This window comes from Mycobacterium sp., from assembly GCF_052143115.1.
Taxonomy (GTDB): domain Bacteria; phylum Actinomycetota; class Actinomycetes; order Mycobacteriales; family Mycobacteriaceae; genus Mycobacterium.
Genome location: NZ_JBKQTQ010000163.1, coordinates 25,642 through 51,888, shown reverse-complemented (window position 1 = coordinate 51,888; position 26,247 = coordinate 25,642). Strand labels below are relative to the sequence as shown.

Genomic DNA, 26,247 nt, shown 5'->3' with positions numbered 1-26,247 from the left:
GCGGCATAAAGTTTCAAATCGGGATCTCGCTGGCCAAGATCAGCCGCATCGAGGATGCCGCCATCCAGGCGACGCTAAACCCCAGGTTAATTAGCGTCGGGGTCATTTTGGCCGTTTGGGATAGCCCGCTCGGATACACTCGCGCCACGCGGCGACGGCGCCGCCTCCGAGGGGAGCTGCGATGAGTTCTCGACGATCGGTCCGCACGCTGGGTTCTTTACCGGCGGCCTTGCCGCCCAGCCGCACCGTCCCCGTCCGCGCTCCGGATGGCACCCGCCTGCACACCCAGGTCTTCGGGCCCGAAGACGGTTATCCGCTCGTGTTGGCGCACGGCATCACGTGTGCCATCCGGGTGTGGGCCTACCAAATCGCCGAGCTGGCCACCGATTACCGGGTGATCGCGTTTGATGCTCGCGGCCACGGCCGCAGCGGGCTTCCCCGGCGGGGGGGTTATAGCCTTACGCACCTCGCCTCCGATGTCGACGCGGTGCTCGAGGCCACGCTCGCGCCGGGGGAGCGTGCCGTCATCGCGGGACACTCGATGGGCGGCATGGCCATCGCCGCCTGGTCGGACCAGTACCGCCACAAGGTCGAGGCGCGCGCCGATGCTGTGGCTCTGATCAACACCACCACCGGTGATCTGCTCCGCGAGGTGAGGCTGGTGCCGGTTCCGGCGCCGTTCGCCGCGGTCCGGGTGTTGGGTGCGCGCGCCCTGGTCAACATCTTCGGCTCGTTCTCCGTGCCGCCTGGCGTGCGCCGCGCCACCCGCGAAATGATCTCGATGCTGGCCGTCGGCGCCGACGCCGAGCCCGAGGTCGGCAAGCTGATCTATGACCTGTTCAAAGCCACATCGCCGGTCGGACGCGGCGGCTGCGGCAAGGTGCTCGTCGACGCGCTGGGACGTCGGCACATCAGCCTCGCCGGCCTGACGGTGCCGACCCTGGTCATCGGCAGCGAACGCGACCGGCTGACGCCGCTTGTTCAGTCCCGGCGGATCGCCGCGGCCGCGCCCAACCTGGTAGAGCTCGTCGTGCTGCCCGGCGGGCACTGCTCGATGCTGGAGCGGCCCGCCGAGGTCAACCGGGAGCTGCGCGCGCTCGCCGAATCGTTCACGGGCAGCCGACGCATCAGCTCATAGGCGCTGAGCTACCTCGGCGGCGGCGCGCTGCCCGGAACGCACCGCCCCGTCGAGGAAGCCGGTCCACTCGTCGGCGGTCTCGGTGCCGGCCCAGTGGATGGGTCCGACCGGGCGGCGCAGCCAAGGTCCATAACGAGTCCACGAGCCCGGCGGCACCGCGGCAGTCGGCCCGCCCGCCGCGAATCCTTCTGCACCCCAACGATGGTCGACGTAATCGAGCGGCTTCAGCGCTTCGTCGCCGAACAGCGATGCGAAGCATTCCAGCGCGCGCTGCCGACGCTGATCGGCCGGTAGCTCGTCGAAGGTGCGGGCATCGACGAACCCCAGCAGAATGCCCGGTCCGTCGGGCTGCGGGCTGACGTCGAAGGTGATGAACACCGGGCCCTCGTCGGACAGCGCTTCACCGGAGGAACCGTTGCTCCGCCAGAACGGGGTGGCGTAGGCAGCATACGCCTTGCTGAGTCGGCCCTGCGGCCAACGCTTGGCGAGTTGCTGGTACTCGTTGGGCAGCGGGGGAGTGAACTCGATGGCGCTCCGGTGCTCCGGCGGGATCGCGACGATGACGAACCGGGCGTCGGCCCGGCCCTTTTCGCAGGTGATCGTCACTCCGTCGTCGCGGTGCTCGACGCGTCTCACCGCGGCCTCCAGTACAACGCGGTCGCCGAGTTCAGCCGCTGAGTCGTCGGCGATCTGTTGCGTGCCCGCCGCGAAACGGTCCTGTTGCGCGCCGTTTTCCACGTCCAGCAGCCGATCCAGACCACCGGCCGCGCGCACGTAGCGGGCCGCGTGCAGCATCGACACGTTGTCGGGTTCACATCCCCAGGTCACCCGCGCCATGATGGCCAGCAGATCGCGTGCGGTGGCGCCGGCGCGCACCGACCGCAACCAGTCGCCCAGCGACTGCCCGTCGAGCCGAGCGGCACGGCGGGCAGTCCAGGGCTCGGTCAGCGGAATAGCCCGCGCGATGCGCTCGAATTGCCAACGCACCCGGCCGATGTCGATGAGGCCGCCCAGCGAGAGCCGCGGGATGGTGCCGCTGTACGAGCGAACCGCGCCGCGCCATCGGATCAGGTTGGCGCCGTCGTGGTAAGTGGGGACCGTCGGGATGCCGAGCTCGCCGGCCAGCGCCAGCACGGCGTCCTGCGTCGGGCCGACGAACGTGCCGCCCAGATCGACCGGGATGCCGGCGACATGGCCGGTATGCGAGCGTCCGCCCACCCGGTCGCGGCCCTCGAGCACCAGCACATCGTGCCCGAGCCGCATCAGTTCTCGGGCTGCGGTGAGCCCGGCGAAACCGGCCCCTACCACTGCGATATCGGCGGTCCAGGTCGCGTCGGGCATGCCGCTCAGTCAACCGCATGGGCGCTGCGTAGGCTCAATCGCACTGCCCGAGTCCTGCTCGGGTGGTTACACCACCCGCGTCGTCGTCAGGCGGTCCTCGTTGAAAGTCTTCACCGCTTTGTATGGGCTGGCCGACGCAGCCGACCGGGCGCGGGAGTTGCGCGACGCCGGTGCCAGCGGCGTCGCCAGCTTCGAGGGAGCGCACGACGTGTTCGCGCCGCTGACGTTGGCGGCCACCGTGGGCGGCCTGGACCTGATGACGAATGTCGCGATCGGATTCCCGCGCAACCCGATTCACCTGGCGCATCAGGCTAATGACCATCAGCTGTTGAGCTCGGGCCGATTCATTCTCGGACTCGGCACCCAGATTCGCACCCAAATCGAGAAGCGCTTCGGCGCCCCGTTCGACAAGCCGGTGGCTCGCATGACCGAGCTGATTGCGGCGTTGCGGGCGATCTTCGCGGCGTGGAACTCCGGCGAGCGCTTGAATTTTCGCGGCGACTACTACCGGCACACGTTGATGACGCCTACCTTCAACCCGGGCCCGAATCCGTATGGTCCGCCGCCGATTTACGTCGGCGCGCTGGGGCCGCGGCTGACCCGTGCCGTCGCCGAGCACGCCGACGGTCTGCTGGTGATGCCGTTCGGCTCGAAGCGGTTTCTGCACGAGCACACCATGCCCACGGTGCGTGAGGCTCTGCGTGCCGGCAACCGCCAAACCGGCGACTTCACTGTCCTGCCCGAGATCATCGTGTCGACAGGTGGCACCGACGCTGAGCGTGAGCAGGCCGACGCGGGGACCCGCCGGCTGTTGGCGTTCTACGGGTCCACCCCGGCGTATCGGCCGGTGCTGGCCGCGCACGGTTGGGAGGATCTGCAGCCCGAGCTCAACGCGTTGTCCAAGCAGGGCCGCTGGGAGGAGATGGGCGGGCTGATCGACGACGAGGTGCTGCACACCATCGCGGCCTGCGGCACGCCTGCGGATGTCGCAAGACATATCCGGGACCGCGTCGACGGCGTGGCCGACACCGTCTGCCTGTACCAGTCGGGGCCGATGGGCCTCGACACCCTGGCCGCAATCATCGACGAGCTAAGTCCCGGCTCCCATCGCCGTGACTAGTGGCCCGCCTACCCTGGAGGGCGAAAAGTAACTCGCCGACCACCGGTGGGAGGAGATTTTCGATGATTGAGGACCCGTTCTTTGACGTGGTGATCATCGGTGCAGGGATATCTGGGATCGGCGCCGCATATCGCATCCGGGAGCGCAACCCGCAGCTGCGCTTCGCCATCCTGGAACGGCGTGAGCGCCTCGGCGGAACCTGGGACCTGTACCGCTATCCGGGGGTGCGGTCCGACAGCGACATCTTCACGCTCTGTTTCCCGTGGGAGCCGTGGACCCGGCCGGAGATGATCGTGGATGGATCGCACATCTGGCAGTACCTGGCCGACACCGCGCGGAAGCATCACATCGACGAGCACATCCGGTTCAACACCTACGTCCAGTCAGCCGACTGGGACTCGACCACGGACACTTGGACGGTGCGCGCCGAGCAAGACGGCACCGCCAAGACCTACCGATGCCGGTTCGTGTTCTTCGGCACGGGCTACTACGACTACGACAATCCCTACAAACCGCCATTTCCCGAAATCGAGACCTTCACCGGTGACGTGGTGCACCCGCAGCACTGGCCGGCGTCCTTGGACTGCACGGGCAAGCGGTTCGTGGTGATCGGCAGCGGCGCGACTGCGGTCAGCTTGATCCCATCGCTGGCTGAACAGGCCGCACATGTGACGATGCTGCAACGCACACCGTCCTACATGATCTCCACCCCACAGGTGGAGCCGACGTCGGTTGCGATCCGAAACATGTTGCCGCGCAGGATTGCCCACTGGATGATTCGCTGGCGCAACGCTCTCGCGGGTGTGCTGATCTGGCAGGTGTCGCGCCGGGCGCCGGAGTGGACGAAGCGGCGGCTACGGCGCATCGCGGAGCGCAACCTGCCGCACGGCTACGACATCGACACCCATTTCAAGCCGCCGTACAACCCGTGGGATCAGCGCCTGTGCTTCCTCGTCGGTGCCGACCTGTACAAGGTGATCGGCGACGGTGCCGTCGACGTGGTCACCGACCACATCGACCACATGGACGCGAGCGGCATCGTGCTGAAGTCGGGGCGGCACCTCGACGCCGATGTGATCGTCACCGCGACGGGATTGCAGCTGCAGGCGCTCGGCGGCATCAGCATCAGCGTCGACGGCGAAAAGATCAACCCGCACGACCGCTTCGTCTACAAGCGGCACCTGCTCGAGGATGTTCCGAACATGGCCTGGTGCGTGGGTTACGTCAATGCGTCCTGGACATTGGGCGCCGACATGACGGCGCGGTCGGTGGCAAAGCTGTTGGAATACATGAACTCTCACGGGTACACGCACGCATATCCGCACCTCGGGGACACCGACATGGCCGAGCAGCCGACGCTCAACCTGCAGGCGGGCTATGTGCTACGCGCCCTGGACGTGCTGCCCAAGTCGGGCACCCGCCGACCGTGGCTGGTCAGCCGCGACTTCTTGCGCGACGTGCTTGACCATCGGCTACGGCCGATCGACGAGCAGATGGTGTTCGGCAGCGCGAGCGCCGACGAGGCGCAACTCGCTTAAGTTCGATTGCCCCGCATTTCCCTCACCTCCCTCAACGACTCCGCGCCCTGGACCCACGCGCAAGCAGCAGCGCAGACGCTGATCGACCAACGCTCTGGCGTTGTTCTTCGTGGCGGGCGGAAGCGGGTCGGCGATCGCGGTGGTGGCGGCGATTGTATTCGGCGTCAACGTCGTTCACGACGCAATGTACGGTCCGCAGGCCGCGTGGTTTGCCGAGCTGTTCGATACCCGAATGCGCTACAGTGGCTCGTCTCTGGGTTATCAGATAGGAGCAGTGCTGTCGGGAGGGTTCGCGCCGTTGATCGCCGCGGGTCTCCTGGCCGCCGGCGGCGGCAGGCCGTGGCTGATCGTGACGTATTTCGCTGTGCTGGCTGCGATCACGGTTGCGGCGGCCTACGGGGCGCGGGAAACTCGCGCTGATCAGCTGCGGTGATGCGGTGAGCAGGATCTTTCTCAACGCATTCGACATGGCTTGCGTCGGGCACCAGTCGGCGGGGCTGTGGCGCCATCCCGAAGACCATGGCTACCGCTATCGCGAACTCGGCTATTGGACCGAGCTGGCCCGCATCTTGGAAGCCGGCGGTTTCGACGCCCTGTTCCTCGCCGACGTGCTCGGCGTCTATGACGTGTATGGAGCCTCACGGGATGCGGCGGTGATCGACGCCGCGCAGTTCCCGGTGAACGACCCGACCGCGGCTGTTTCGGCCATGGCCGCGGTGACCGAGTCTCTGGGGTTCGGAATCACGCTGTCGCTGACCTATGAGCAGCCCTACGCGCTGGCGCGCCGGTTGTCGACGCTGGATCACCTCACCGGTGGCCGGGTGGCGTGGAACATCGTCACCTCCTATCTGGACAGTGCCGCACGCAATCTCGGCCTGGACGCACAGATCCCGCACGACCAACGCTACGAGATCGCCGACGAGTATCTCGAGGTCTGCTACAAGCTATGGGAAGCGTCGTGGGAGTCCGATGCGGTTGTGCGCGACCCGCAGCGCGGTGTGTTCACCGATCCGGCCAAGGTGCATGACGTCGAGCACAACGGCAAATACTTCTCGGTCCCCGGTCCGTTCCTGTGCGAACCGTCGCCGCAACGCACTCCGGTGCTGTTCCAGGCCGGTGCCTCGCCGCGGGGCGTCAGGTTCGCGGCAGCCCACGCCGAGGCGGTGTTCGTCTCAGGCCCGACGCCGCAAATCGTGCGTGGTCCGGTGCGGGCGCTGCGGACGGCCGCCACCGAGCTGGGCCGAGATCCGCGGTCGATCAAGGTGTTCACGATGGTGACGCCGGTCGTCGCCGAAACGCATGAACAGGCCGTCGCCAAGCTGGCCGAGTATCGGAAGTTCGTCAGCGCCAGTGGTGCGTTGGCGCTATTCGGCGGCTGGACCGGGGTCGACCTGGCCCAGCTCGACCCCGACGATCCGCTGCGATACGTCGAGACCAACGCGAACCGGTCAGCGCTGGCGTCGTTTACCACCGCCGCGCCGGAGCGCACTTGGACGGTGCGGGAATTGGCCCAGGAAATCGGCATCGGTGGTCGTGGCCCGGTACTGGTGGGCTCGCCCGCCGAGGTAGCCGACGAACTCGAGCGTTGGGTCGAGGAGGCCGATGTCGACGGCTTCAATCTGGCCTACGTGACGACCCCGGGCACCTTCGTCGACTTCGCGAAATTCGTTGTGCCCGAGCTTCGTCGCCGCGGCCGGGTGCCGGATCACGTCGCGCCTTCGACGCTTCGCGAACGCCTCGGGGGCGCGGAACCGCTGCTGCCGGCCGATCACCCCGGCGCTGCGTACCGAAACCGGTTACGGCGCAACCGTTAGCCAGTCGGCGAACCCCGACGGATCGTGGCGGCCCAGCGCGCCGTGTTCGTAGAGACCCCAACCCTCCACCGGATTGCCGTCGCCGTCGCGGCACACCGCGCGGCCCACATGGTCGATGACGCCGAAGCCGGATCGCCCGATGATCGCCGGGTCGGTCATGTTGTAAGTCAGCCGCTCGACGAACTTCTCGCCCTTCCACATGCCGTGCAGCCAGTCCGAATCACCGCCGTAGCCGCCGCCGACATGGATGGGCACCGGCAGCTTGGATTCCACGTCGAAGTGGACGGGGGTGCCATCGGGGGCGGTGGCGTCGATCGTCGCGCCGGTCGGGATGCGGGTGCCGGACCGGTAGTGAATCTTGACCCGCGGCCAGCCCAACTGCTCGACCCGACCGTCGCGCCAGATTCGGGTGCAGTCGTTGAGCGAACGGAATCCGTTGGGCTCCTCCTGGATGATCAGCACCACCGCGAAGTCGTCGAACGCCATCGGAACGTAAAGCCACCACATGCCCTCGAACGGCGGGTCGGCGGGCCGGCCGGCGGGTTCGGGTTCGCCTATCGGCCTGATGCCCCAGGACCGGTCGCGGCTGCCGATCCAGGTGGCGGGATCGACGGCGATCTCTTGGCCGTCGATCGCAATCCGGCCGCTCCAGCTGCCGAGTTGGGCGAATCGCTGCGCGTTTAGCGTGACCCGGTTACCCGAGCGCAGGATGTGCGGCTGCTCCTGGACGACGTCGAACAGACCCTCCCAGGTGAGATCGGCTGCGATTCCTTCGGTTTCGTCGAGGATCAACCGCAGCTTGTGCAGCGGCTCGATGACCTCGATCCGATAACCGTTCACGTTCTGATTGAGCCGGTCCTGATCGATGGCGTCGGAAAGGCGCACCGCGGTCTGGGTATCACCGCGCCGGATGAGCATGAAAGCGTCCTTCACCCCGAGGTTGGGGTAGTAGCCGATGCCGCTGATCACGAAGATGTTCCCGGTGCGGTCGTGGGCGTTGAAGTAGGAGCGATCGTAGAAATTGCGGTCCGAGGAACCCGGCCACGCGATCGGTTGGGGAACCTGGTGTACCGGGTACTCGTCGAGCGGTCCGAGCATTACTGATCCTCTCCGATTAGACGTTTCAGCAATCCGGCGTGGTAGAACAACGCCTCCACGTCGTCAGGTTTCTCGGTCTCCCCGAAGTGCACCCGCCGCGCGCCAGTGCGCATGAACACGCAAGCCCACATCACTCCCGAGTAGACGTAGAACCAGTGCAGGTCGCCCACCACGACGCCGGTGAGCCGCCGATAGGTTTCGCGGATGTCGTCCTCACGCATCACCTCCGGTAAGCCCGGCAGTGTTGCCAGACCTGCTAGTTCTTGAAAGACCATGTGCGCGAAAATCATCCATGCGACATCGAGCTCACGCGGACCTAGCGTCACCATCTCCCAGTCCAGTACGGCCACCGGCCGAAAGTCGCGGTACAAGACGTTGCCCACCCGGGCGTCACCCCACAACAGCACCGGCTCGGTGGCGGCCACCTGCTGCGGCCAGTTGTCTTCCAGCCACCGGAAACTCCAATCCAGCAACGGCGATCGTCCGATGTCAGGTAGCGCGAAGTCGTACCACGACCGTACCCAGTTGAAGTGTCTGCGCAGCGCGGTGTCGCCCTGCTGTCCTGCTCCTTTGTCCAGGAGGAAATCAAACGTCTTGTCCGCGTCGGGGATTGAATGCAGCGATGCCAACACTCCGACGGTGGCGTCCTGCAGTTCGCGCTGACGCTCGGGCGGCGCGTCGGCAAACCAGTTGCCGCCGAAGGTGTAGGGCATGACGTCGGGCGGCACCTCGCCCTCGACGTGGTCCATCAAGAAGAACGGTGTCCCCAAGACGTCGCCGGTCGGTTCGAGCCAGCGCACCCGCGGGACCGGGACGTCTGTCAGCTCGCCGACCATCCGTATCACGTCGAATTGGTGGTCAAGCCGATATGTCGGGAAGACCTGGACGTCCTCGGCGGTGGGTGCCACCCGGGCCACCATCTTCTGCGTCATCGGCTGGCCGTCCTGCTCCCAGCGGGCGGTGAAGATGATCGTCTCCGACGACATACCGGTCGAGTCCACGCCGCTTTCGACGGTTACCTGTGGTGTCGTTCCGCCGGGCAGGACGGTTGACAGCCATTTCGACATCACCGCGGGCAGGGTGGTGACGTCGCGGCTGGAGCGCTGAAGTCGGTCGACTTTGTCGAGCACAGGTTCATTGGCCACGGGTGCCTCCTTCATTGAGACTTCTTCGCGGCAATTACGATACGGTAGGTAGCGTTATGAAAGCAGACCCACCCTCGGTTGACAAGGCCCCGGGTGCCGGACGGCCCCGTGATCCGCGTATCGACGCTGCCATATTGACGGCGACCGCGGATCTGCTTGTCCAAATCGGCTATTCGAACCTCACGTTGGCCGCGGTGGCCGAACGCGCCGGAACCACGAAGACCGCGCTGTATCGCCGGTGGTCGAGCAAGGCCGAACTGGTGCACGAGGCCGCGTTTCCGGTGGCGCCCACGGCGCTGGTGGCTCCGGCCGGCGACATGGCGGCTGACGTGCGGGCGATGATCGCCGCCGCGCGCGACGTGTTCACCACCCCGGTGGTGCGCGCCGCGTTGCCCGGGCTGGTCGCCGACATGAGCGCCGACTCCGAGCTCAACGCCCGGGTGATGTCGCGCTTTGTGGCTCTGTTCACCGCCGTGCGGGCGCGACTGAGCGAAGGCGTGGAGCGCGGTGAGGTGCATCGCGATGTCGACCCGGACCGGCTGATCGAGTTGATTGGCGGAGCGACGTTGTTGCGGCTGCTGCTGCGTCCGGACGAACGACTCGACGACGCCTGGGTGGAACAGACCACCGCAATTCTCGTTCACGGCGTCACTCGAGATGTAGGGTCGGGCCGGTGACCGGACGACTGGACGGCCGGGCCGCGATCGTCACCGGCGCCAGCCGCGGATTGGGCCGGGCGATCGCTGTGGCGCTGGCGTCTGAAGGCGCGGCGGTCGCGGTGATCGGGCGCACCGAAAATGTCTGGGACGAACGGCTGCCCGGGACCATCGGTGAGACCGTCGCCGACATCGAGTCGGCTGGCGGACGCGCGGTCGCAATCCGGGCCGACCTGCTCGACCGCGACGATAAAGCGCGGCTCGTCGATCAGGCCCGAGATGCGTTGGGCCCTGCCACGATTCTGGTCAACAACGCGGCGTTCACCGCGCCCGGACGCCCGCCGAAACCTGGTGACGACACACGCGCCAAGTCGAGCAAAGTCTCGCCGATGGGGGCCAAACCCGATTGGCCGCCGCTGCTGGGGACGCCGCTGGGCGCGTACCGGCGACACTTCGAGATCTCGGTGTTCGCGGCCTATGAGTTGATCCAGCTGGTCTGCCCCGACATGATGGCCGCCAAGAGCGGCTCGATCGTCAACGTCACCTCCGTCGCATCCCGGCTACCGGGTGACGGGCCGTACCTCGACCGCAGCGGCGGCGTGCTGCCCGGCTACGGGGGATCCAAGGCCGCGCTGGAACACTTGACCTGGTGTGCGGCCTTCGATCTGCAGGGCCACCACATCGCGGTCAATGCCCTGTCGCCGTCCAAACCGATAATGACGCCGGGGCTTTCGTATTACGCCCCTGAATTCAACGACGTGGCGCCGGCGGAGGAATTCGCGCGGGCGGCGGTGGAGTTGGCGCTGGTGGATCCGGAGGTCGTGACGGGACGAACGATCGGTCATCTGCAGGTGCTCGACGGCAGCTTCCGCTCGTTCCAGTCTTAAGCCGGTTTCGTCGCGGTCACCGCGTTGATGATCACCGCGTGTAGCCGATGCCAGCGCGGCGAGCTGAATCCGGCACGCAAGAGCAACCGGGTGGCGCGGCCCCTGGTCCGGGCTTTGCCACGGCGGCTGGTGAGCAGCGTCGGCGCCAGCCACCGCGAGAACTGGTCGACGAGCACCAACTGGCCACCGCGGCGCAACACTCGGGCGCATTCGCTCAGTCCCGCTTGCTGATCCGACCAGTGATCGAACGACGTTGTGCTGACGACCAGGTCGAACATCTCGTCGGGGTAGCCGATGTGTTCGGCGACGCCGACGGCGAATGCCAACCGGTCATCTCCGGCGGTGGCGCCGGCCGTCCGCACCATCTCCGGAGCAGCGTCGATACCCACAAGTTGCTCGGCATCGGGATAGCAGCTTGCCAATGTCCGCAGCAGATAGCCCGTTCCGCAGCCCAGGTCGAGGACCCGGCCGGGAGCGGCGACGGTAGTCACGGCGAGACTGGCAGTGCGGTTAGCGATCTCGTGGTGCAGTCGCCCCCGCCAGCCCTGGTCGTATCCGGCGGCACGGTCGTTGAACCCGGCGACATCTCGATACGGCGGCACAGGGTTAGTGTTCCACCACCCGAGATCGTTCGGCTAGGTGCTTGAGGTTGAGCAGTTGCCGGCGAGCCATGATGAGGTCGCCGACGGACAGCCCGGGCGCCAACCAGCGGCTCATGGCCGTGACGAGCTTCATCAGCAGCCGGGTCGACTGACCCTCCGGCACAAGGACATACGAGATCTGGGTACCCATGATTTCACCGGTGAGGTGCTTGGGCGGCTCGACGGCGAGAATGCGCCCGAAGCGACGGGTTGCAGCAGTGCTGAATGCCTCGCCGACAACGGGGTCCGGCAGGCCCATCAGTTGCTGCGGTGACCGACGGCCGAGGTTGTCGATCCAGTCGTAGGAATACGGTGCGAGCCTGATCTGACCGACCCACGGCCATAGCGTCTCCGGCGTTGTTTGCACGGTAATTCCGCGCCACGCCTGCAGAGTTGGCACGTGGACGAGGTCATCGCATGGATAGTGCCGGGCGACTTCGTCGTCCGTTACGTTCCAACGATCGCCGATCATTGGGCTTCACGTTACCGGTTAACCGGTTGGCTCACTCCTGGCTTTTGGGTGGGTCCGGGTCTCGGCGGAGCAGTTCATTGGGATGGTGGGCATGGTTGATTTCGGGTGGGCCGGTGCTGTCGGTCCAGCCCAGTCGCCCGCCGTCAGTGACCTGGGTGAGGAGTTCACCGCGGCTTGTCATGCCGTGATCTCCGCCGCACGCGAAGAACAGCTTGTCCGCGTCGGTGCGGCCGCCTCGGGCCCAGTCCGGTGAATGGTGAACCTCGCAGCGATACCCCGATTCAAGACAATTGGGACGGGTGCAGCCACGGTCGCGGGCGTGGCAGATCAGCCTTTGGTCTGCGGTGGCAACCCGTTTTTGGCGGCCCAGGTACAGCGGCCGTTCGGTGTGGTCGTCGAACACCGCAAGGTAATGAATGGTCTTGGCGGCCATGCCGATCAGATCCCGCATCGGCAGTCGGGAGCCACCACCGGTTCTGGCGGCCGCGGGCATCGGAGCCGACGAATCAACGGCGGCTTGAGCGGCCCGGTCAAGTTCGGCCAATGTCGTGGTGACGACCACGGTGACCGGGTGGCCGCGATGCACATTGAGACCACCGCAAGCGATGGCGGTCTCCAGGCCGAGCTTTAACGCGTCGTGGCAGCGTTGGGCGGGCGAGCGGTCATCGCGCGCCTCGGGCTCTTCCGCTTTGACATCGGGGAGGTGGCGACCGGGCCGCACCGCGGCCTCGATGGCCTCGAAGTAGGCACGGGCCTCAGGGTCAAGCAAGCCGGACAGCCGGGACATGCCGTCAGGCCCCTGCGAGCCGAGGTAGAGCCCGCGGCGCCGTGCCCGATCGTCATCGTTGAATAGACCGTCGGGATTGAGGTAGTCGGCGATGCGTTGACCAATTTTGACCACGACGCCGGCGTCGACTTTGGTGGCATGCTCGACCAGCTTGCGCTCGGCGGTTGTCACGTCGGTGGGCGAGACGCGCGCGGGGAGCACGTCGACTGCTCGGCATACCGCCCGGATGTGGTCTTCACCGACAGCGCCGGCCTGCACTGCCGCCGCCAACCGCGGCAACTCCGGGGGCACCGCCGGGCCGGTCAACGACCGGCGCGGCCGAATCCGGGCTGCGAGTTTGAACCGACGGGTGATTTCGTTGGGAGTGATGTGCAGTCGCGTCCACAGTGCCGATCGCATTGCTGCTATCGACCCGGACTCGTCGGGCGGGTCGGCGATCTCCCCGAAGAATCGATACATCAGCCCGCGGTTGGTGCGCTCTTGGGTCTCCAACCGCTCAGCGACGTCGACGCGAAACTTGTTGCCCAGCACATCTGAAGACGTATTACGCAACACGTCGTGGGCGGCGTCAATCGCATCGAGAGCGGCGTTGATCCGTTCCCGTGCCTGCTCGGTGCCGATTGCCGGACCCATACTTCGACGGTATGAACCAACCCGACAATTCCGCCCTGAGCAAAGGCACAAAGCTCGGTCTATGGATCAAATGGCGGCTGTGGATAACCAGGTTAGAAGGCGATGACGTCGTACTAATCCGCCATGCCGCCGCAGTGTGCAGTGGGGACCTGCACGGCGGACTCAGACGCTGGCCCGACCGACGGCGTGTATCGCCTCGGTGACTGCGTCGGCGAGTGGGTCGATTTCGGTGGCATCGAGGCTGGAGACGGTGATCCGCAGTCCCGGCGGTGTGCTGATCCTGAACCGTGTTCCCGGCGCCGCCGCCCAGCCCGCGCCCAGCAGCCGGGTGATCGCCACGGTTTCGTCGGGCACCGGAATCCAGACGTTGAGGCCGGATCTGCCGTGCGACGTCACACCCCGGTCGGCCAGCGCCGCGTGCAGCAGGGTGCGGTTGCGGGTGTAGGCGGCTTCTGCCTTGTGCACCAGGTGTGTTGCTGCCTTGTCGCGCCATAAGCTGACGGCGAGGTCCTGCAGCAGATAACTGATCCAACCCGGTCCCAGGCGTAGCCGCCCGTGCACTCGCTCAACCGTGCGGTGGTCGCCGGCCAGCAGTGCCAGCCTCAGGTCGGGGCCGTATGCCTTGGCTGCCGACCGCACGAACGCCCAGTGCTGCGTCGTCCCGGCCAAGGCGTGCAGCGGTGCGCCGGCGATCCCCGCGCAATGGTCGTCCTCGATGAGCAGCACGTCGCCATGGTCAGCCAGCAGCGCACGCAGCTCGCTCGCGCGCACAGCCGAGACGGCGGCGCCGGTGGGATTCTGGGCGCGCGTGGTCACCACCACGGCCCGTACGCCGCGGTGCAGCGCCCGCGCCACATCGGCGGCCAGCGGCCCGTCGTCGTCGACCCGCACCGGATCGACCGAAAGGCCGAGCGCAGCAAGCAGATCCAGCAGATTGGCCCACCCCGGATCCTCGACCGCCACCCGGTCGCCGGGCCGCACGTGGGCAGTGAGGACGCGTTCGATGCCGTCGAGAGCCCCGGCGGTCACGGCGAGGTGCTCCGTCGAAACGCTGTCGGCAGTCAGCGACGCCCGGGCGTGCTCGGCCAGCTCGGGGGAGATTGCGGGTTCCCCGTACAGCAGCGGGGCCCGTCGCCGCGAGCCGGCGCGCGGAAGTTGTGCCGCGGCGATTGGCAGCAGCGCCGGATCCGGGTTGCCGGTGGAAAGGTCTCGCACGCCGCGCGGGACGGCGAGCACACGCAGCGAGCGGTGCGTGGTCGCCGGCCGGTCCCGCACCCGGGTGCCGCGTCGGCCCGCGGTCTCGACGGCACCGCGTTCGCGCAGCAGGCGGTAGGCGGCGGCAACCGTGTTGGCGTTGACGCCGAGTTGGCCGGCCAGCTCCCTGATCGGGGGTAGCTCGGCGCCGGGCGCCAGGGCGCCCGCAGAAATGGCCTCCTCGACGTTGCTGGCGATCGCCTCCGCACCCGCACCCTGAATCGTATATTGTTCTGGCACGTAGAGAATTATGCACTAGTACAAAATTGGAGGCAACGGTGGCGCCGCCAGCGAACTCACCGCAGGCCGTCGACCAGGCGTATCCGCCCACATCACGGACTGTGCCCACCCGGTATCGCGAGCGCGCCCGCTACGACCGCGCGACCGTCCATGGCATCCTCGACGAGGCCCTGATCTGTCACGTCGGCTACCTCAATGCCGGTCGACCGGTGGTGTTACCGACGACCCACGCGCGGCTGGGCGAAATCTTGTACCTGCACGGATCCACCGGCAGCGGCCCGATGCTCGCCGCCGCGGCATCCGCGGAGGGGCTCCCGGTCTGCGTCACGGTCACCCTGGTGGACGGCCTGGTGCTGGCCCGCACGGCGTTGCACCATTCACTGAAATACCGGTCGGTCGTCGTGGTCGGCAGCGCGCGCCTGGTGCAAGACCGTCGGGAGAAACTGCGCGCGCTGGCGGCCCTGCTCGATCACGTCGCGACCGGCCGGTCCGCTGATAGCAGACCTCCCAACACCCGCGAACTCGCGGCCACAGCCGTGCTTGCGCTGGATCTCGTCGAGGTCTCCGCCAAGGTGCGTGACGGGGGACCGGTTGACGACGAGGAGGACATGGCATTGCCGCACTGGGCCGGGGTCGTGCCGCTGACCCTGACAGCGGGCACACCCGTGCCCGCCGACGACCTGGACTCTGCCGTGCCGTTGCCGCCTTACCTCACGCCGTACCGCCGGCCATGCGCGCAATGAACCCGGCCGACATCTGGCTCGTGACTATGGCAATGCCAGCGATGCGGTGATTGGGGAGGCGGCTGGGCCTCCCCAATCACCGCCACAACACCCATGCCACCAAAACGGTTTCCGTTTTCTACGGGCCCAATGCTTCGATAGGTCATGGCCGACGACACCGACGTCCCTCGAGTGGTGAGCGCGAGCCGCGAGATCGCAGCCAGCCCCAATCGGATCTTCGAGCTCATCGCCGATCCATCCCAACAGCCGCTCTGGGACGGTAATGACAACCTCGCCGAAGCCTTGTCCGGACAACGTGTCCGCAGCCTTGGAGAGGTCTTCACCATGACCCTCACTATGGGCAGTATCCGCGAGAATCACATCGTGGAGTTCGAGGAGGGTCGTCGCATCGCCTGGCTCCCATCGGAACCGGGTCGACGACCGCCGGGACATCTGTGGCGCTGGGAGCTCGAACCCCTGGCCGGAACCCGCACCCGGGTTACCCACACCTATGACTGGTCGCGATTGACCGACAACAATCGCCTGCCCCGCGCCCGCCGTACGACACCGGACCGGCTTCGGGCATCCCTCGACCGGCTCGCCGAGATCGCGGAGCGCAACTAGCTGCGGCTATCGCTGGCAACGCAGGTGGGCTACGTGCCAGGATGAGCAAACGGAATGCCGCAACAGCGGCAGGCAACCGGTCGAGTGGTGTGCCAATGTTTGATAAGGCGACAGGCCGCGTGGTCGCCGTGATCGTGCTGCTGATGGTTATCGCCGCCTCGTTGCGCGGTTATCTTCCGGGCGTCGAGCGTGCGGTGCGGAAAAGGCCACCGGACGATGGGGCGTCGCTGGTCTACGTGATCGCCATGCTCAGCGTGTCGGTGGTTATTTTGGCCGTGGCGGTCATCGCCCGGCTCCGCGACCCGCGTAAGGCGGCGCCCAGCGCCGGTGGCCTACCGGAACGGTTTTCCGACGGCCGGGGCCGACCGAGTTGGCGAGTGTTGGTGATCGGAGCCGGGGTGCTTGTCGCGTGGCTGCTGGCGGTGTGGCTACTGTCGCAGTTCGTCGTGCTGCATACGGCCGGTCAGGCCCCGACCGGACCGGCATCAACCGCTCCCACGCCGGCCAATAACGCCCCACGACCACCCGAGCCGCCGGAGGTGGGCGGAGGCGGTGACCTGGTGCGCTACCTGATCGCGAGCACACTGGCACTGCTGGTGCTGATCGTCGTGGGCGCGGTTGTCGCCGCCCGCCGCCGGCGCGTCGCGGTGGCGCCCATCGTTGCCCCCGAACCGGTCGGACCGCTGACGCCCACCGGCACTTCCGAGTCGCTGGCGCGGGCAGCCGAAGTTGGGTTGGCCGAAATCGGAGACCGCGCCCGCGAACCGCGGGAGGCCATCATCGCTTGCTATGCGGCGATGGAGCGCGAACTGGCGTATGTCCCCGCAGCCGTCCCGCAGGACTTCGATACCCCCACAGAAGTGCTGGCCCGAGCCGTCGAAAACCACGCGCTGCATGTCGATAACGCCGTCGAGCTGGTGAACTTGTTCGAAGAGGCCCGGTTCAGTCCACATGTGATGAACGAGGCGCATCGCGAAAACGCAGTGGGCGTGCTGCAGCTGGTTCTCGCTGAATTGCGGAGCGTGGTATGAAAAAGCTGCTCGCCCTGGGGATCTCCGTCATACTGAGCGCGGAGCTGGCCGCGCTCGCGCTGCACGATCGTCGGTTCGTGCTCTGGGCGGCCGGTGCCGCGGCGCTGTTCGCATTGATTAATGTGCGCCAGGTCCTGGGCCACGGCGTTGACTCGTCGCCCGCCTCGGCCCCGAACGCTCTCGAGGAGTCGCTACGTAGTTGGCTATCGCGAACGGAGACGCTGATCCGCCGGTCGGAATCCACCCGAAGCGACTGGGACCGACACCTGCGTCCGATGCTGGCCCGGCGCTTCGCCATCACGACCGGCCTAAACCAGGCCAAAGACCCGGCAGCGTTCGACGCCACCGGACGGATGCTTTTCGGCCCGCAACTGTGGGCGTGGGTGAATCCCAACAACGTCGCGCCGACCGGTGCGCGCGAACCCGGGCCGGGTCGAGCTACGCTCGCGGAAATTCTGGAACTGTTGGAACAGGTGTGATGGAGGGTAAGACTCGGATATGACCATGCCGGCGGCGACGACCACGGCCCGCGCTGTGGCGGTGCTCGACGAGATCGAGCGCGTCGTGGTGGGGAAGCGAGCCGCGCTCACCCTCATCCTCACCACCGTGCTTGCCCGCGGGCACGTTCTCATCGAAGACCTGCCCGGCCTCGGCAAGACGCTGATCGCCCGATCCTTCGCCGCGACGCTCGGGCTGGATTTCACCCGCGTGCAGTTCACCCCCGACCTGCTGCCGGCGGACCTGCTCGGCTCCACGGTCTACGACATGCAGTCGGGTCGCTTCGAGTTTCGTCCGGGGCCGATCTTCACCAACCTGCTCCTTGCCGACGAAATCAACCGGACACCGCCCAAAACCCAGGCGGCTTTACTGGAGGCGATGGCCGAGGGCCAGGTGAGCATCGACGGCGCAACACACCGGCTGCCGCAACCGTTCATCGTTCTAGCCACCGACAACCCGATCGAATACGAAGGCACCTACCCGTTGCCCGAGGCACAGTTGGACAGGTTCGCGGTTCGGCTCGAATTGCGCTATCTCTCCGAGAGCGACGAGACCTTGATGCTGCGGCGTCGCCTGGATCGCGGCTCGGCCGAGCCGATAGTCAATCAGGTTGTCGACGCGCATGATCTGCTGGTGATGCGCGAGTCGGTCGAACAGGTGAGCGTCCACGAGGACGTCTTGCACTACGTAGTCTCGCTGGCCGCCGCGAGCCGACACCATCCCCAGGTGGCGGTGGGCGCCAGCCCCCGTGCAGAACTCGATCTGGTCCAGCTCGCCCGCGCCCGTGCCCTGCTGCTTGGCCGCGATTACGTGATACCCGAAGACATCAAGGCGCTCGCCACCCCCGCGGTGGCGCATCGGATCACCCTGCGGCCGGAAATGTGGGTACGAAAGATTCAAGGCTCCGACGTCGTAGAGGATCTGTTACGGCGGTTGCCCGTTCCGCGAACGGGCGGCGGTTTGCAGTAAGCGACACATCGATGTGATCGAGATCCGGGAAGTCCAATTACACTGGCGTGCATCGGCATTGACGCGTGCACTCGCGACCTGTACCGCACTGGCGCTGGCCGTCGCCTTGATCGGATCGTGCTGGCAGTTGGTCGCCTTCGCGGCACCGCTGCTTGGTGTGTTGTGTTCAATCAGCTGGCAGCGACCAATGCCAAAGGTCAACGTGCACGCAGAACCGGGTTCGCAGCGATGCTTCGAAACTGAGCAGGAGCAGCTGACCGTCTGGGCTACGACTGAAACATTCGGTGTTGCAGTGGAACTCACGGTGTCAGGGGTCGACGGGATGCGACTCGACGTTATCGATCGGGCATCTCGTCAGCGGCAGACGGTGGCCACCACAGCCGAACGTTGGGGCCGATATCCCATCCGGGCCACGGTCGAGGCCGTCGCGCATGGCGGGCTGTTGACCGGGACGGGGACCGTCGACGCAGCCGATGTGACGGTGTTTCCGGTGACGCCACCGCAAGCGACGGCGCTGCCACAGACCGAGCTGCTCGATCGTCTGGGCACCCACCTGACCCGACACATCGGCCGCGGCGTCGAGTACGCCGACATTCGCACCTATGTGCCGGGTGACCAGCTGCGCACCGTCAACTGGCCGGTCAGCGCCCGCCGCGGCCGCCTGCATGTGACGCAGCGGTTGACCGACCGGTCCGCCGACGTGGTGGTACTCGTCGACGGCTATCCGCAGCCGGTCGGCCCGGCGACGGAATCCACCGAGCGGACTGTGCGCGGCGCCGCCCAGGTGGTGCAGACCGCGCTGCGCAACGGCGATCGGGCCGGCATCGTCGCGCTCGGCGGCCGCCGGCCGCGCTGGCTCGGCGCCGAAATCGGGCAGCGTCAGTTCTATCGGGTGCTCGATACCGTGCTTGCCGTCGGTGACGAATTCGAAACCACCACTGGGACATTGGCGCCACGTGCCGCTATTCCGCCGGGGGCGATCGTCGTCGCGTTCTCCACGCTGCTCGATACCGAGTTCGCGCTGTCGCTGATCGATTTGCGCAGACGCGGCCACGTTGTGGTGGCTGTCGATGTTCTGCAGGGCGCCCCGTTCGCGGCTCAGCAGGACCCGCTGGTGGACAGGATGTGGGCGTTGCAGCGGTCCGCGATGTACCGCGACATGGGCACGGTCGGTGTCGACGTGGTGGCCTGGCAGGCGGATCGCACCCTGGACCAATCGATGCGTGTGATGCCCGATCGCCGCCGGCCGGTGACGGGACGCCGATCATGAGATTCGGCGGGCAGCAGGCGGCGGGCATCTTGTCGATGGCCTGCGGCGTGCTGATGGTGGCAGTCGTGGGGATCGGATCGCACGGCCCGGCGCTCATCGCGGCGACGTCGGCGATGGTCGCGGTGGTGGCCGGAACCCTGTTTCGCCCGGTCGCCACGCTTGCGGTGCTGTTCACGGTAGGGGTGATCGTGCTGTCCAATCCTGTAGCGACGCTGGCCGTGGTGTCCGGATTGTCGGCGGCCGTCTACCTGGTGTTGCGGCACGCGGCCGGCAGCGGAGCCGGGCTCGACGGAGTCAGCGGAGCAACGCTGATCGGAGCCGTGGGATTCGCGTTCGCCGGCCTGGTCGCCACGGCATTTCCGCTGCAGCTGCCCTGGTTGCCGTCGCTGGCTCCGCTCGCCGTGTTTGCGGTGTACTTGCTGGCCACCCGGCCGTTTCTGCGGAGCTAGGATCTCGAGGTCGTTGCTGGCGCCTCCCTGTTGGGCGCGACCTGCAAACGCTGATGAGGCCAAAACCACCCTGGTCCGGCGCCCGGGCCCGAGCGTACTATACTCCCGGTGCCGTTGTTGCAAAAGTGTTTTTCTCCAACGATTTACACAACAGTCCGTTTACGCCACGCATCTTGACCACTGTCAGGATGGCGGTAACAATATCGGGGTGCCTCAAGAAGAGCGGGTGTTGATTGGCGACGTCGAGCGTCGCCTCGCCAAGAAATACACAGCTCTTCCGCACGATCACGTCAGTGCCGTAGTACAGCACGCTTATGCACGCTTCCAAAGCAGCCGGGTACGCGATTTCATTCCTTTGCTGGTGGAGCGGCGCGCTGACGAGGAGCTCGAGGAACTCAGCGTCTTGAGGCCGGACCTGGCGGCGGTTGCATTCGGCGATCTCGTCTTGGCGGGCTCCAAAACCTAGCGGCTCAGCCCTACTGGCCGGGTTTGGTTGAGAGCGGCCATGATTGGCGCCCACACCTCGAGCGGGCCGAAACGAGGACGTTCACCTTGCCGGTTTTGGCCCAATTTTTGGAACGATTTCTGTACGGTGAGCCCGCACAACGGCTATCAGCGAGGCGCGGGGGGTCGGTTGAGCAAGCGGGCCGAGCGGGCGGTTGTCTTTGGCGCGGGGATGGGTGGATTACTGGCGATCGAGCGCTCGCCGACTTCTACAACACGGTAACGGTGATCGATCTGAAGCAGGCCCAACGGGAGAGAGCCTCGATCAGGTTGCTGTTCAGAGCGTTTCGCGCATCGGGGCGGTTCATGGCCAGCACCCGAACCGGGCCGGCGTCGTCGCTGAGAACCAGCGGCTGCGTCATCTCACGAACTGCGCGGCCTGGTTGACGAGATCGAGCAGCGGCTGCGGGAACACGCCCAGGCCGATGGTGACCACTGCGCACACCGCGATCGCCGCTTTACTCCAGAAGCTGGGCATCACGACCTGCACCTGATCGGCGTGCGGCTCGGTGAAGAACATCAGCACGATCACCCGTACGTAGAAGTAGGCCGCCACCCCACTGGCGATCACACCGATGATGACCAACGGCACCGCTCCGCCCTTGGCCGCCGCCTGGAACACCGCGAACTTGCTGACGAACCCGCTGGTCAACGGGATACCGGCGAACGCCAGCAAGAACATCGAAAATAGCAGGGCCACAACGGGATAGCGTTGGCTCAACCCGGCCCAGTGGGAAATGGTGGCGTCTTCGTCGCCGCCAGAGTTGCGGATCAGGCCGACCACCGCGAACGCGCCCACGGTGCTGAAGCTGTAGGCGACCAGGTAGAACATCGTCGACGCGAGACCCGCCGGGTTGGCTGCGATGACACCGGTGAGGATGAAGCCGACGTGTGCAATCGACGAGTACGCCAACATCCGTTTGACATCGGTTTGGTTCACCGCGGTGACGGTGCCGACCGCCATGGTCAGGATGGAGATCGCCCACAGCACAGGCCGCCACTCGTTATGCAGCGGCGGGAGCGCCACGTAGAAAACCCGCAGCAGCGCGCCGAACGCCGCGACCTTGGTGGCCGCGGCCATGAACCCGGTGATCGGAGTCGGCGCACCCTGGTAGACGTCGGGAATCCACGAATGGAACGGGACCGCGCCGACCTTGAACAACAGGCCGACCGCCAACAGGGCGACGCCGATCAACGCCGTCGAGTCGTTGGGGTTGAATAGCAGCGCATCGGCGATACCGGGCAACGACAGTGTGCCTGTCGCGCCGTACAGCAGCGCAACGCCGTAGAGGAAGAACGCCGACGAGAATGCGCCTAGCAGAAAGTATTTGACCGCTGCTTCCTGAGACAGCAAGCGGCGGTGACGAGACAGCCCACACAGCAGGTACAGCGGCAGCGACAAGACTTCCAGCGCGACGAACATCGTCAGCAAGTCGTTGGCAGCCGGGAAGATCAGCATGCCGCCGACGGCCAGCATCGTCAGCGGGAAGAGCTCGGTCTGTCTCACCCCGGCGCGGATCGCCTGATGCTCGGCCACGCTGTCGGGCACCGCAGAGGCTTGCGGAGTGAAGGAGTCCAGCCCGGCAGCGATGTGGGCCGTGGCGGTCGCTGCGCCCGGGCCGGTGGCGGCGTTCGCGCCGTCACGCCGTTCGGCGATGAAGATCACCGCCAGCACCGCCACCAGCAGGATGGTGCCCTGCAACACCAGGGTGGGGCCGTCGATGGCCAGCGCCTGCAGCACCGCGGTGCGGCCGGGCGGTCGGAGCTCCCTGCCGACGATGACGACCGCGACGAACGCGGCGATCAGTCCGCCGATCGCGATGAGAACCTGGGCGCCGTAGCGGACTCGTCGGGGCAGGAACGCCTCCACCAGCACCCCGACCACGGCAACACCGAAGACGATGAGTATCGGTGACACCAGCCCATATTCGACGCTGGGCGTGGGCATAGGAACAGACGTCATCGGCGTGGTCCTTCCGCCGTCCCCGGTAGGTGCGCGACGCCGGGCCGCACGCTCGGTGCGGGGTCATGCTGGCCGATGGTGGCCATGGTGTTCCCCACCGCAGGATTGATGATGTCCAGCACCGGCTTCGGGTACACCCCGAGCACCAGGAGCAGCGCGATGAGCGGTGCGACGACCACGATTTCGCGCGGCACCAGGTCACGGATCCGCTCGTTGCCGTCGGTGACGGGGCCGGTCATCACCCGCTGGTACAGCCACAAAATGTAGATCGACGAGAGCACCAGCGCGGTGACCCCGAACGCGGCTGCCAGCCAGTAACGGGTGTATGCGCCGATCAGCACTAGGAATTCGCTGATGAATGGCGCCAGCCCGGGCAGCGACAGCGTGGCCAGGCCTGCGACCAGGAACGTCCCGGCCAGCACCGGCGCCACCTTCTGGACACCGCCGTACGCGGCGATCGACCGGGTGCCGCGCCGCGAGATCAGGAACCCGGCGATCAGGAACACCGCGGCGGTGGATATGCCGTGGTTGAGCATGTACAGCGTCGACCCGCTCTGGCCTTGGGTGGTCATCACGAAGATGCCGAGGATGATGAAGCCGAAGTGCGAGATCGATGTGTAGGCGATCAGCCGCATGATGTCGGTCTGGCCGATCGCCACGATCGCGCCGTAGATGACCCCGATGACCGCCAACACCACGATCAGCGGTCGGAAATACGTTGAGGCGTCAGGGAACAACTGCAAGCAGTAGCGCAGCATGCCGAACGTGCCGACCTTGTCCATCACCGCCGTGATCAGCACCGCCGTCGCGGGTGTTGATTCCACCGCGGCGTCGGGCAGCCACCGATGGAACGGCCACAACGGAGCCTTGATCGCGAAGGCGAACATGAAGCCCAGGAAAAGGGCCTTGAGCACTGCCGGGGAGGCGCCGAGTGAACCCGACGAGACGGCGGCGACGATATGACGGAAGTCGAATGTCCCCGAACCATGCTGAGTGGTCACCACGTACAACCCGATCACGGCGGCCAGCATGACCAGACCGCCGAACAGGTTGTACAACAAGAACTTCACCGCCGCACGGGACCGCTGGGCGCCGCCGCCGAAACCACCGATGAGGAAATACATCGGGATGAGCATCGCCTCGAAGAACACGTAGAACAGCAACACGTCCAGCGAGATCACCGAAATCAGCACCATCGACTCGATGGTCAGCGTCAGCGCGACGTAAGCCTGGGTACCGCGCGAGCGCTCGCCACCGTCGTTCCAGCCGGCCACCAGCAACAGCGGTATCAGGATCGTGGTCAGCAGCACCAGCACCAGCGCGATGCCGTCGACACCGAGGGTGTAGCCGGCGCCGAATGCCGGTATCCAGCGGTGGGATTCGACGAACTGGTAAGTCGGGCCTCCGGTCTTGAACTCGACCGCGATCAGGATCGACACCACGAGCACGGCCACCGAGACGGCCAGGCCGAGCCATTTGGCGAATTGCCGCGCTCCGGGCGGCACCGTGATGACGGCCACGGCACCGGCCAATGGCACCAGCCACAGCACGGAAAGCCAGGGGAAACTCACCACAGTTGCACCGCCAGGATTGCCACGGCCACCAACGCCGCGCCCACGAACATCGACAGCGCATAGTTGCGGACGAACCCGGTCTGCAATCCGCGCAGCCGGTCCGAGGTCCGGCTCACCAGCGCCGCCAGCGCGTTGACCGAGCCATCAACGGCTTGGTTGTCGAATTCGACCAGCGCGTGGGTCAGTTGCCCACCGGGTCGCATGAACACCTCCTCGTTGAAGGCGTCGCCGTAGAGGTCCCTGCGGGCGGCGACGGTCAGCACCGACACTTCCTCGGGCGCGGTGTCGGGCACCGTACGACGGCCGTAGAGCTGGTAGGCCACGTAGATTCCGACCGCGACGACGCCGAGGGTGACGATTGTGAACACCCATGTCGGCAACACGTGCGAGCTTTCCTCGAAGTTGACCACCGGCTCCAGCCAGTGCCGCAAGGTGCCGCCGACGGCCAGCAGGCCACCGGAGAACACCGAGCCGACGGCCAGCAGGATCATCGGCCAGGTCATCACGGCGGGCGCCTCATGAGGATGTGCGTCTGCGGCCCAACGCTTTTCACCGAAGAACGTCATCAGCATCACCCGCGTCATGTAGAACGCAGTGATCCCGGCGCCCAGCAGTGCAGCCCCGCCCAATATGTAACCGCGGACTCCGCCTGCTCCCAGCGCGGCTTCGATGATGGCGTCCTTGGAGAAGTAGCCGGCGAACGGGAACATTCCGATGATCGCCAGGTAGCCCAGCCCGAAGGTCGCGAAGGTGATCGGCAGCGCGGCACGCAGCCCGCCGTAGCGGCGCATGTCCTGCTCGTCGTTCATCGCGTGGATGACCGCGCCGGAGCCGAGGAATAGGCCGGCCTTGAAGAAACCGTGGGTGAGCAAGTGCATGATCGCGAAGGCGTAGCCGGCCGGGCCCAGACCGGCGGCCAGCACCATGTAGCCGATCTGGCTGATCGTCGACGCCGCCAGTGCGCGTTTGATGTCGTCCTTGGCACAGCCGATGATCGCGCCGAACAGCAGCGTCACGGCGCCGACGATGACCACCGCCAGCTGCGCGTCGGGTGCCAGGTTGTACAGCGGGTTGGATCGCACGATCAGATACACCCCGGCGGTCACCATGGTGGCGGCGTGGATCAGCGCGGAGACCGGGGTGGGACCCTCCATCGCGTCACCCAGCCAGGCCTGCAGCGGAACCTGCGCGGACTTGGCGCAGGCGCCCAACAGCAGCAGCAACCCGATCGCGGTCAGCGCCGCGCGTCCGGCCCCCGGCGCTTGACCGAACACCCCGGAGTACGACAGCGTGCCGAAGTTGCTGAAGATCACGAAAATCGCCAGCGCCAGCCCGGCGTCCCCGACCCGGTTCATCACGAACGCCTTCTTGGCCGCGGTGGCCGCGGTGGGCTTGTGATACCAGAAACCGATCAGCAGGTAGGACGCCAGGCCCACGCCTTCCCAACCGGTGTACAGGACCAGGTAGTTGTCGGCCACCACCAGCAGCAGCATGGCCGCGAGGAAAAGGTTGAGGTAAGCGAAAAACCGTCGGCGATCGGGGTCTTCGGCCATGTAGCCGACCGAGTAGATGTGAATCAGCGAACCGACTCCGGTGATCAGCAGCACGAAACAGATCGACAACTGGTCCACCTGCAGACCGAAGTCGACTTGCAGGCCGCCGACCGGGACCCAGCTGAACAGGTTCTGGCTGATGGTGCGGGCGTCGCCGTGCCGGCCGAGCATGTCGGCGAGCAGCTCCAGACCGACTCCGAACGATGCCAGCGCGGTCGCGCAGCCGAGCAGGTGTCCCCACGAGTCGGTGCGCCTGCCGCCGAGCAGCAGTATCGCGGCGCCGGCCGCGGGAAGAGCTACGACCAGCCAGGTGAAGTGTGTCATCG

At 66.4% G+C, this 26,247-nt stretch carries 25 protein-coding genes and 1 pseudogene; 15 read left to right on the top strand and 11 right to left on the bottom strand.

Going from position 1 to position 26,247, the window contains the following annotated elements:
- Positions 1-181 precede the first annotated feature (181 nt).
- Entirely contained in the window at positions 182-1,138 is a 957-nt protein-coding gene (locus ACLQI9_RS16660; RefSeq protein WP_442378908.1) for an alpha/beta fold hydrolase, read from the top strand.
- On the opposite strand, the gene ACLQI9_RS16655 is transcribed toward ACLQI9_RS16660, so the two are convergent.
- Complete coding sequence (locus ACLQI9_RS16655) at positions 1,133-2,479, bottom strand: flavin monoamine oxidase family protein (protein WP_442378909.1); 1,347 nt, start codon at positions 2,477-2,479, stop codon at positions 1,133-1,135. The genes ACLQI9_RS16660 and ACLQI9_RS16655 overlap by 6 nt on opposite strands.
- A 100-nt stretch (positions 2,480-2,579) precedes the next feature.
- On the opposite strand from ACLQI9_RS16655, the gene ACLQI9_RS16650 reads away from it, so the two are divergent.
- The 4 genes and pseudogenes from ACLQI9_RS16650 to ACLQI9_RS16635 all read left to right on the top strand — a co-directional run bounded on the left by ACLQI9_RS16650 (position 2,580) and on the right by ACLQI9_RS16635 (position 6,951).
- Positions 2,580-3,599 (top strand): TIGR03617 family F420-dependent LLM class oxidoreductase, encoded by a 1,020-nt coding sequence (locus tag ACLQI9_RS16650; protein WP_442378911.1) that lies wholly within the window; start codon positions 2,580-2,582, stop codon positions 3,597-3,599.
- A gap of 62 nt (positions 3,600-3,661) precedes the next feature.
- Positions 3,662-5,137, top strand: a complete 1,476-nt coding sequence (locus tag ACLQI9_RS16645; RefSeq protein ID WP_442391936.1) for a flavin-containing monooxygenase — start codon at positions 3,662-3,664, stop codon at positions 5,135-5,137.
- 91 nt (positions 5,138-5,228) lie between these two features.
- Positions 5,229-5,570, top strand: a pseudogene (locus ACLQI9_RS16640) (MFS transporter); the annotation flags it as partial.
- Positions 5,571-5,574: 4 nt separating this feature from the next.
- On the top strand, positions 5,575-6,951 hold the full coding sequence (locus ACLQI9_RS16635) for an LLM class flavin-dependent oxidoreductase (RefSeq protein ID WP_442378915.1): 1,377 nt from the start codon (positions 5,575-5,577) through the stop codon (positions 6,949-6,951).
- Here the strand turns inward: ACLQI9_RS16635 and ACLQI9_RS16630 are convergent.
- A complete protein-coding gene (locus ACLQI9_RS16630) occupies positions 6,934-8,049 on the bottom strand; it encodes a hypothetical protein (protein ID WP_442378917.1) in 1,116 nt (371 codons plus the stop codon). The genes ACLQI9_RS16635 and ACLQI9_RS16630 overlap by 18 nt on opposite strands.
- Entirely contained in the window at positions 8,049-9,194 is a 1,146-nt protein-coding gene (locus tag ACLQI9_RS16625; protein WP_442378918.1) for a phosphotransferase family protein, read from the bottom strand. Before ACLQI9_RS16625 ends, ACLQI9_RS16630 begins: the two co-directional genes overlap by 1 nt.
- A 56-nt stretch (positions 9,195-9,250) precedes the next feature.
- On the opposite strand from ACLQI9_RS16625, the gene ACLQI9_RS16620 reads away from it, so the two are divergent.
- Positions 9,251-9,871: a TetR/AcrR family transcriptional regulator gene (locus ACLQI9_RS16620; RefSeq protein ID WP_442378920.1), complete on the top strand. Its 621-nt coding sequence runs from the start codon at positions 9,251-9,253 to the stop codon at positions 9,869-9,871.
- Positions 9,868-10,737: an SDR family NAD(P)-dependent oxidoreductase gene (locus tag ACLQI9_RS16615; protein WP_442378922.1), complete on the top strand. Its 870-nt coding sequence runs from the start codon at positions 9,868-9,870 to the stop codon at positions 10,735-10,737. Before ACLQI9_RS16620 ends, ACLQI9_RS16615 begins: the two co-directional genes overlap by 4 nt.
- On the opposite strand, the gene ACLQI9_RS16610 is transcribed toward ACLQI9_RS16615, so the two are convergent.
- The 4 genes from ACLQI9_RS16610 to ACLQI9_RS16595 form a co-directional block, all read right to left on the bottom strand.
- Complete coding sequence (locus ACLQI9_RS16610; protein WP_442378924.1) at positions 10,734-11,339, bottom strand: class I SAM-dependent methyltransferase; 606 nt, start codon at positions 11,337-11,339, stop codon at positions 10,734-10,736. The two genes, ACLQI9_RS16615 and ACLQI9_RS16610, sit on opposite strands and share 4 nt — an antisense overlap.
- Positions 11,340-11,343: 4 nt before the next feature.
- On the bottom strand, positions 11,344-11,850 hold the full coding sequence (locus ACLQI9_RS16605; protein ID WP_442378926.1) for a polyketide cyclase: 507 nt from the start codon (positions 11,848-11,850) through the stop codon (positions 11,344-11,346).
- A gap of 31 nt (positions 11,851-11,881) precedes the next feature.
- Positions 11,882-13,270, bottom strand: a complete 1,389-nt coding sequence (locus ACLQI9_RS16600; protein WP_442378928.1) for a DUF222 domain-containing protein — start codon at positions 13,268-13,270, stop codon at positions 11,882-11,884.
- Positions 13,271-13,432: 162 nt separating this feature from the next.
- Positions 13,433-14,764: an aminotransferase class I/II-fold pyridoxal phosphate-dependent enzyme gene (locus ACLQI9_RS16595; RefSeq protein WP_442378930.1), complete on the bottom strand. Its 1,332-nt coding sequence runs from the start codon at positions 14,762-14,764 to the stop codon at positions 13,433-13,435.
- Positions 14,765-14,802: 38 nt separating this feature from the next.
- On the opposite strand from ACLQI9_RS16595, the gene ACLQI9_RS16590 reads away from it, so the two are divergent.
- From ACLQI9_RS16590 to ACLQI9_RS16555, 8 genes are all read left to right on the top strand, one after another.
- On the top strand, positions 14,803-15,507 hold the full coding sequence (locus ACLQI9_RS16590) for a pyridoxamine 5'-phosphate oxidase family protein (RefSeq protein WP_442378932.1): 705 nt from the start codon (positions 14,803-14,805) through the stop codon (positions 15,505-15,507).
- Between the two features lie 144 nt (positions 15,508-15,651).
- Complete coding sequence (locus tag ACLQI9_RS16585; protein ID WP_442391935.1) at positions 15,652-16,110, top strand: SRPBCC family protein; 459 nt, start codon at positions 15,652-15,654, stop codon at positions 16,108-16,110.
- 95 nt (positions 16,111-16,205) lie between these two features.
- A complete protein-coding gene (locus tag ACLQI9_RS16580) occupies positions 16,206-17,141 on the top strand; it encodes a DUF4129 domain-containing protein (RefSeq protein WP_442378936.1) in 936 nt (311 codons plus the stop codon).
- On the top strand, positions 17,138-17,620 hold the full coding sequence (locus ACLQI9_RS16575) for a hypothetical protein (RefSeq protein WP_442378938.1): 483 nt from the start codon (positions 17,138-17,140) through the stop codon (positions 17,618-17,620). Before ACLQI9_RS16580 ends, ACLQI9_RS16575 begins: the two co-directional genes overlap by 4 nt.
- A 19-nt stretch (positions 17,621-17,639) precedes the next feature.
- Positions 17,640-18,608, top strand: coding sequence for an AAA family ATPase (locus ACLQI9_RS16570; RefSeq protein ID WP_442391934.1), 969 nt, complete (start codon positions 17,640-17,642; stop codon positions 18,606-18,608).
- A 13-nt stretch (positions 18,609-18,621) separates the two neighbouring features.
- A complete protein-coding gene (locus ACLQI9_RS16565) occupies positions 18,622-19,878 on the top strand; it encodes a DUF58 domain-containing protein (RefSeq protein WP_442378941.1) in 1,257 nt (418 codons plus the stop codon).
- Complete coding sequence (locus ACLQI9_RS16560; RefSeq protein WP_442378943.1) at positions 19,875-20,327, top strand: hypothetical protein; 453 nt, start codon at positions 19,875-19,877, stop codon at positions 20,325-20,327. The genes ACLQI9_RS16565 and ACLQI9_RS16560 overlap by 4 nt, the downstream gene beginning before the upstream one ends.
- A gap of 208 nt (positions 20,328-20,535) precedes the next feature.
- Positions 20,536-20,793, top strand: a complete 258-nt coding sequence (locus ACLQI9_RS16555) for a three-helix bundle dimerization domain-containing protein (protein ID WP_442378945.1) — start codon at positions 20,536-20,538, stop codon at positions 20,791-20,793.
- 247 nt (positions 20,794-21,040) lie between these two features.
- Here ACLQI9_RS16555 and ACLQI9_RS16550 read toward each other — a convergent pair whose 3' ends face one another.
- Genes ACLQI9_RS16550 through nuoL form a run of 4 tightly spaced genes read right to left on the bottom strand, consistent with a single transcriptional unit; the run spans position 21,041 to position 26,245 of the window.
- Positions 21,041-21,193, bottom strand: coding sequence for a hypothetical protein (locus ACLQI9_RS16550; protein ID WP_442378947.1), 153 nt, complete (start codon positions 21,191-21,193; stop codon positions 21,041-21,043).
- The gene (gene nuoN, locus ACLQI9_RS16545; RefSeq protein WP_442378949.1) at positions 21,190-22,794 is read right to left on the bottom strand and encodes an NADH-quinone oxidoreductase subunit NuoN; all 1,605 of its coding nucleotides are present in this window, start codon (positions 22,792-22,794) and stop codon (positions 21,190-21,192) included. Before nuoN ends, ACLQI9_RS16550 begins: the two co-directional genes overlap by 4 nt.
- On the bottom strand, positions 22,791-24,368 hold the full coding sequence (locus ACLQI9_RS16540; RefSeq protein WP_442378951.1) for an NADH-quinone oxidoreductase subunit M: 1,578 nt from the start codon (positions 24,366-24,368) through the stop codon (positions 22,791-22,793). Before ACLQI9_RS16540 ends, nuoN begins: the two co-directional genes overlap by 4 nt.
- Entirely contained in the window at positions 24,362-26,245 is a 1,884-nt protein-coding gene (gene nuoL, locus ACLQI9_RS16535) for an NADH-quinone oxidoreductase subunit L (protein ID WP_442378953.1), read from the bottom strand. The genes ACLQI9_RS16540 and nuoL overlap by 7 nt, the downstream gene beginning before the upstream one ends.
- Positions 26,246-26,247 lie beyond the last annotated feature (2 nt).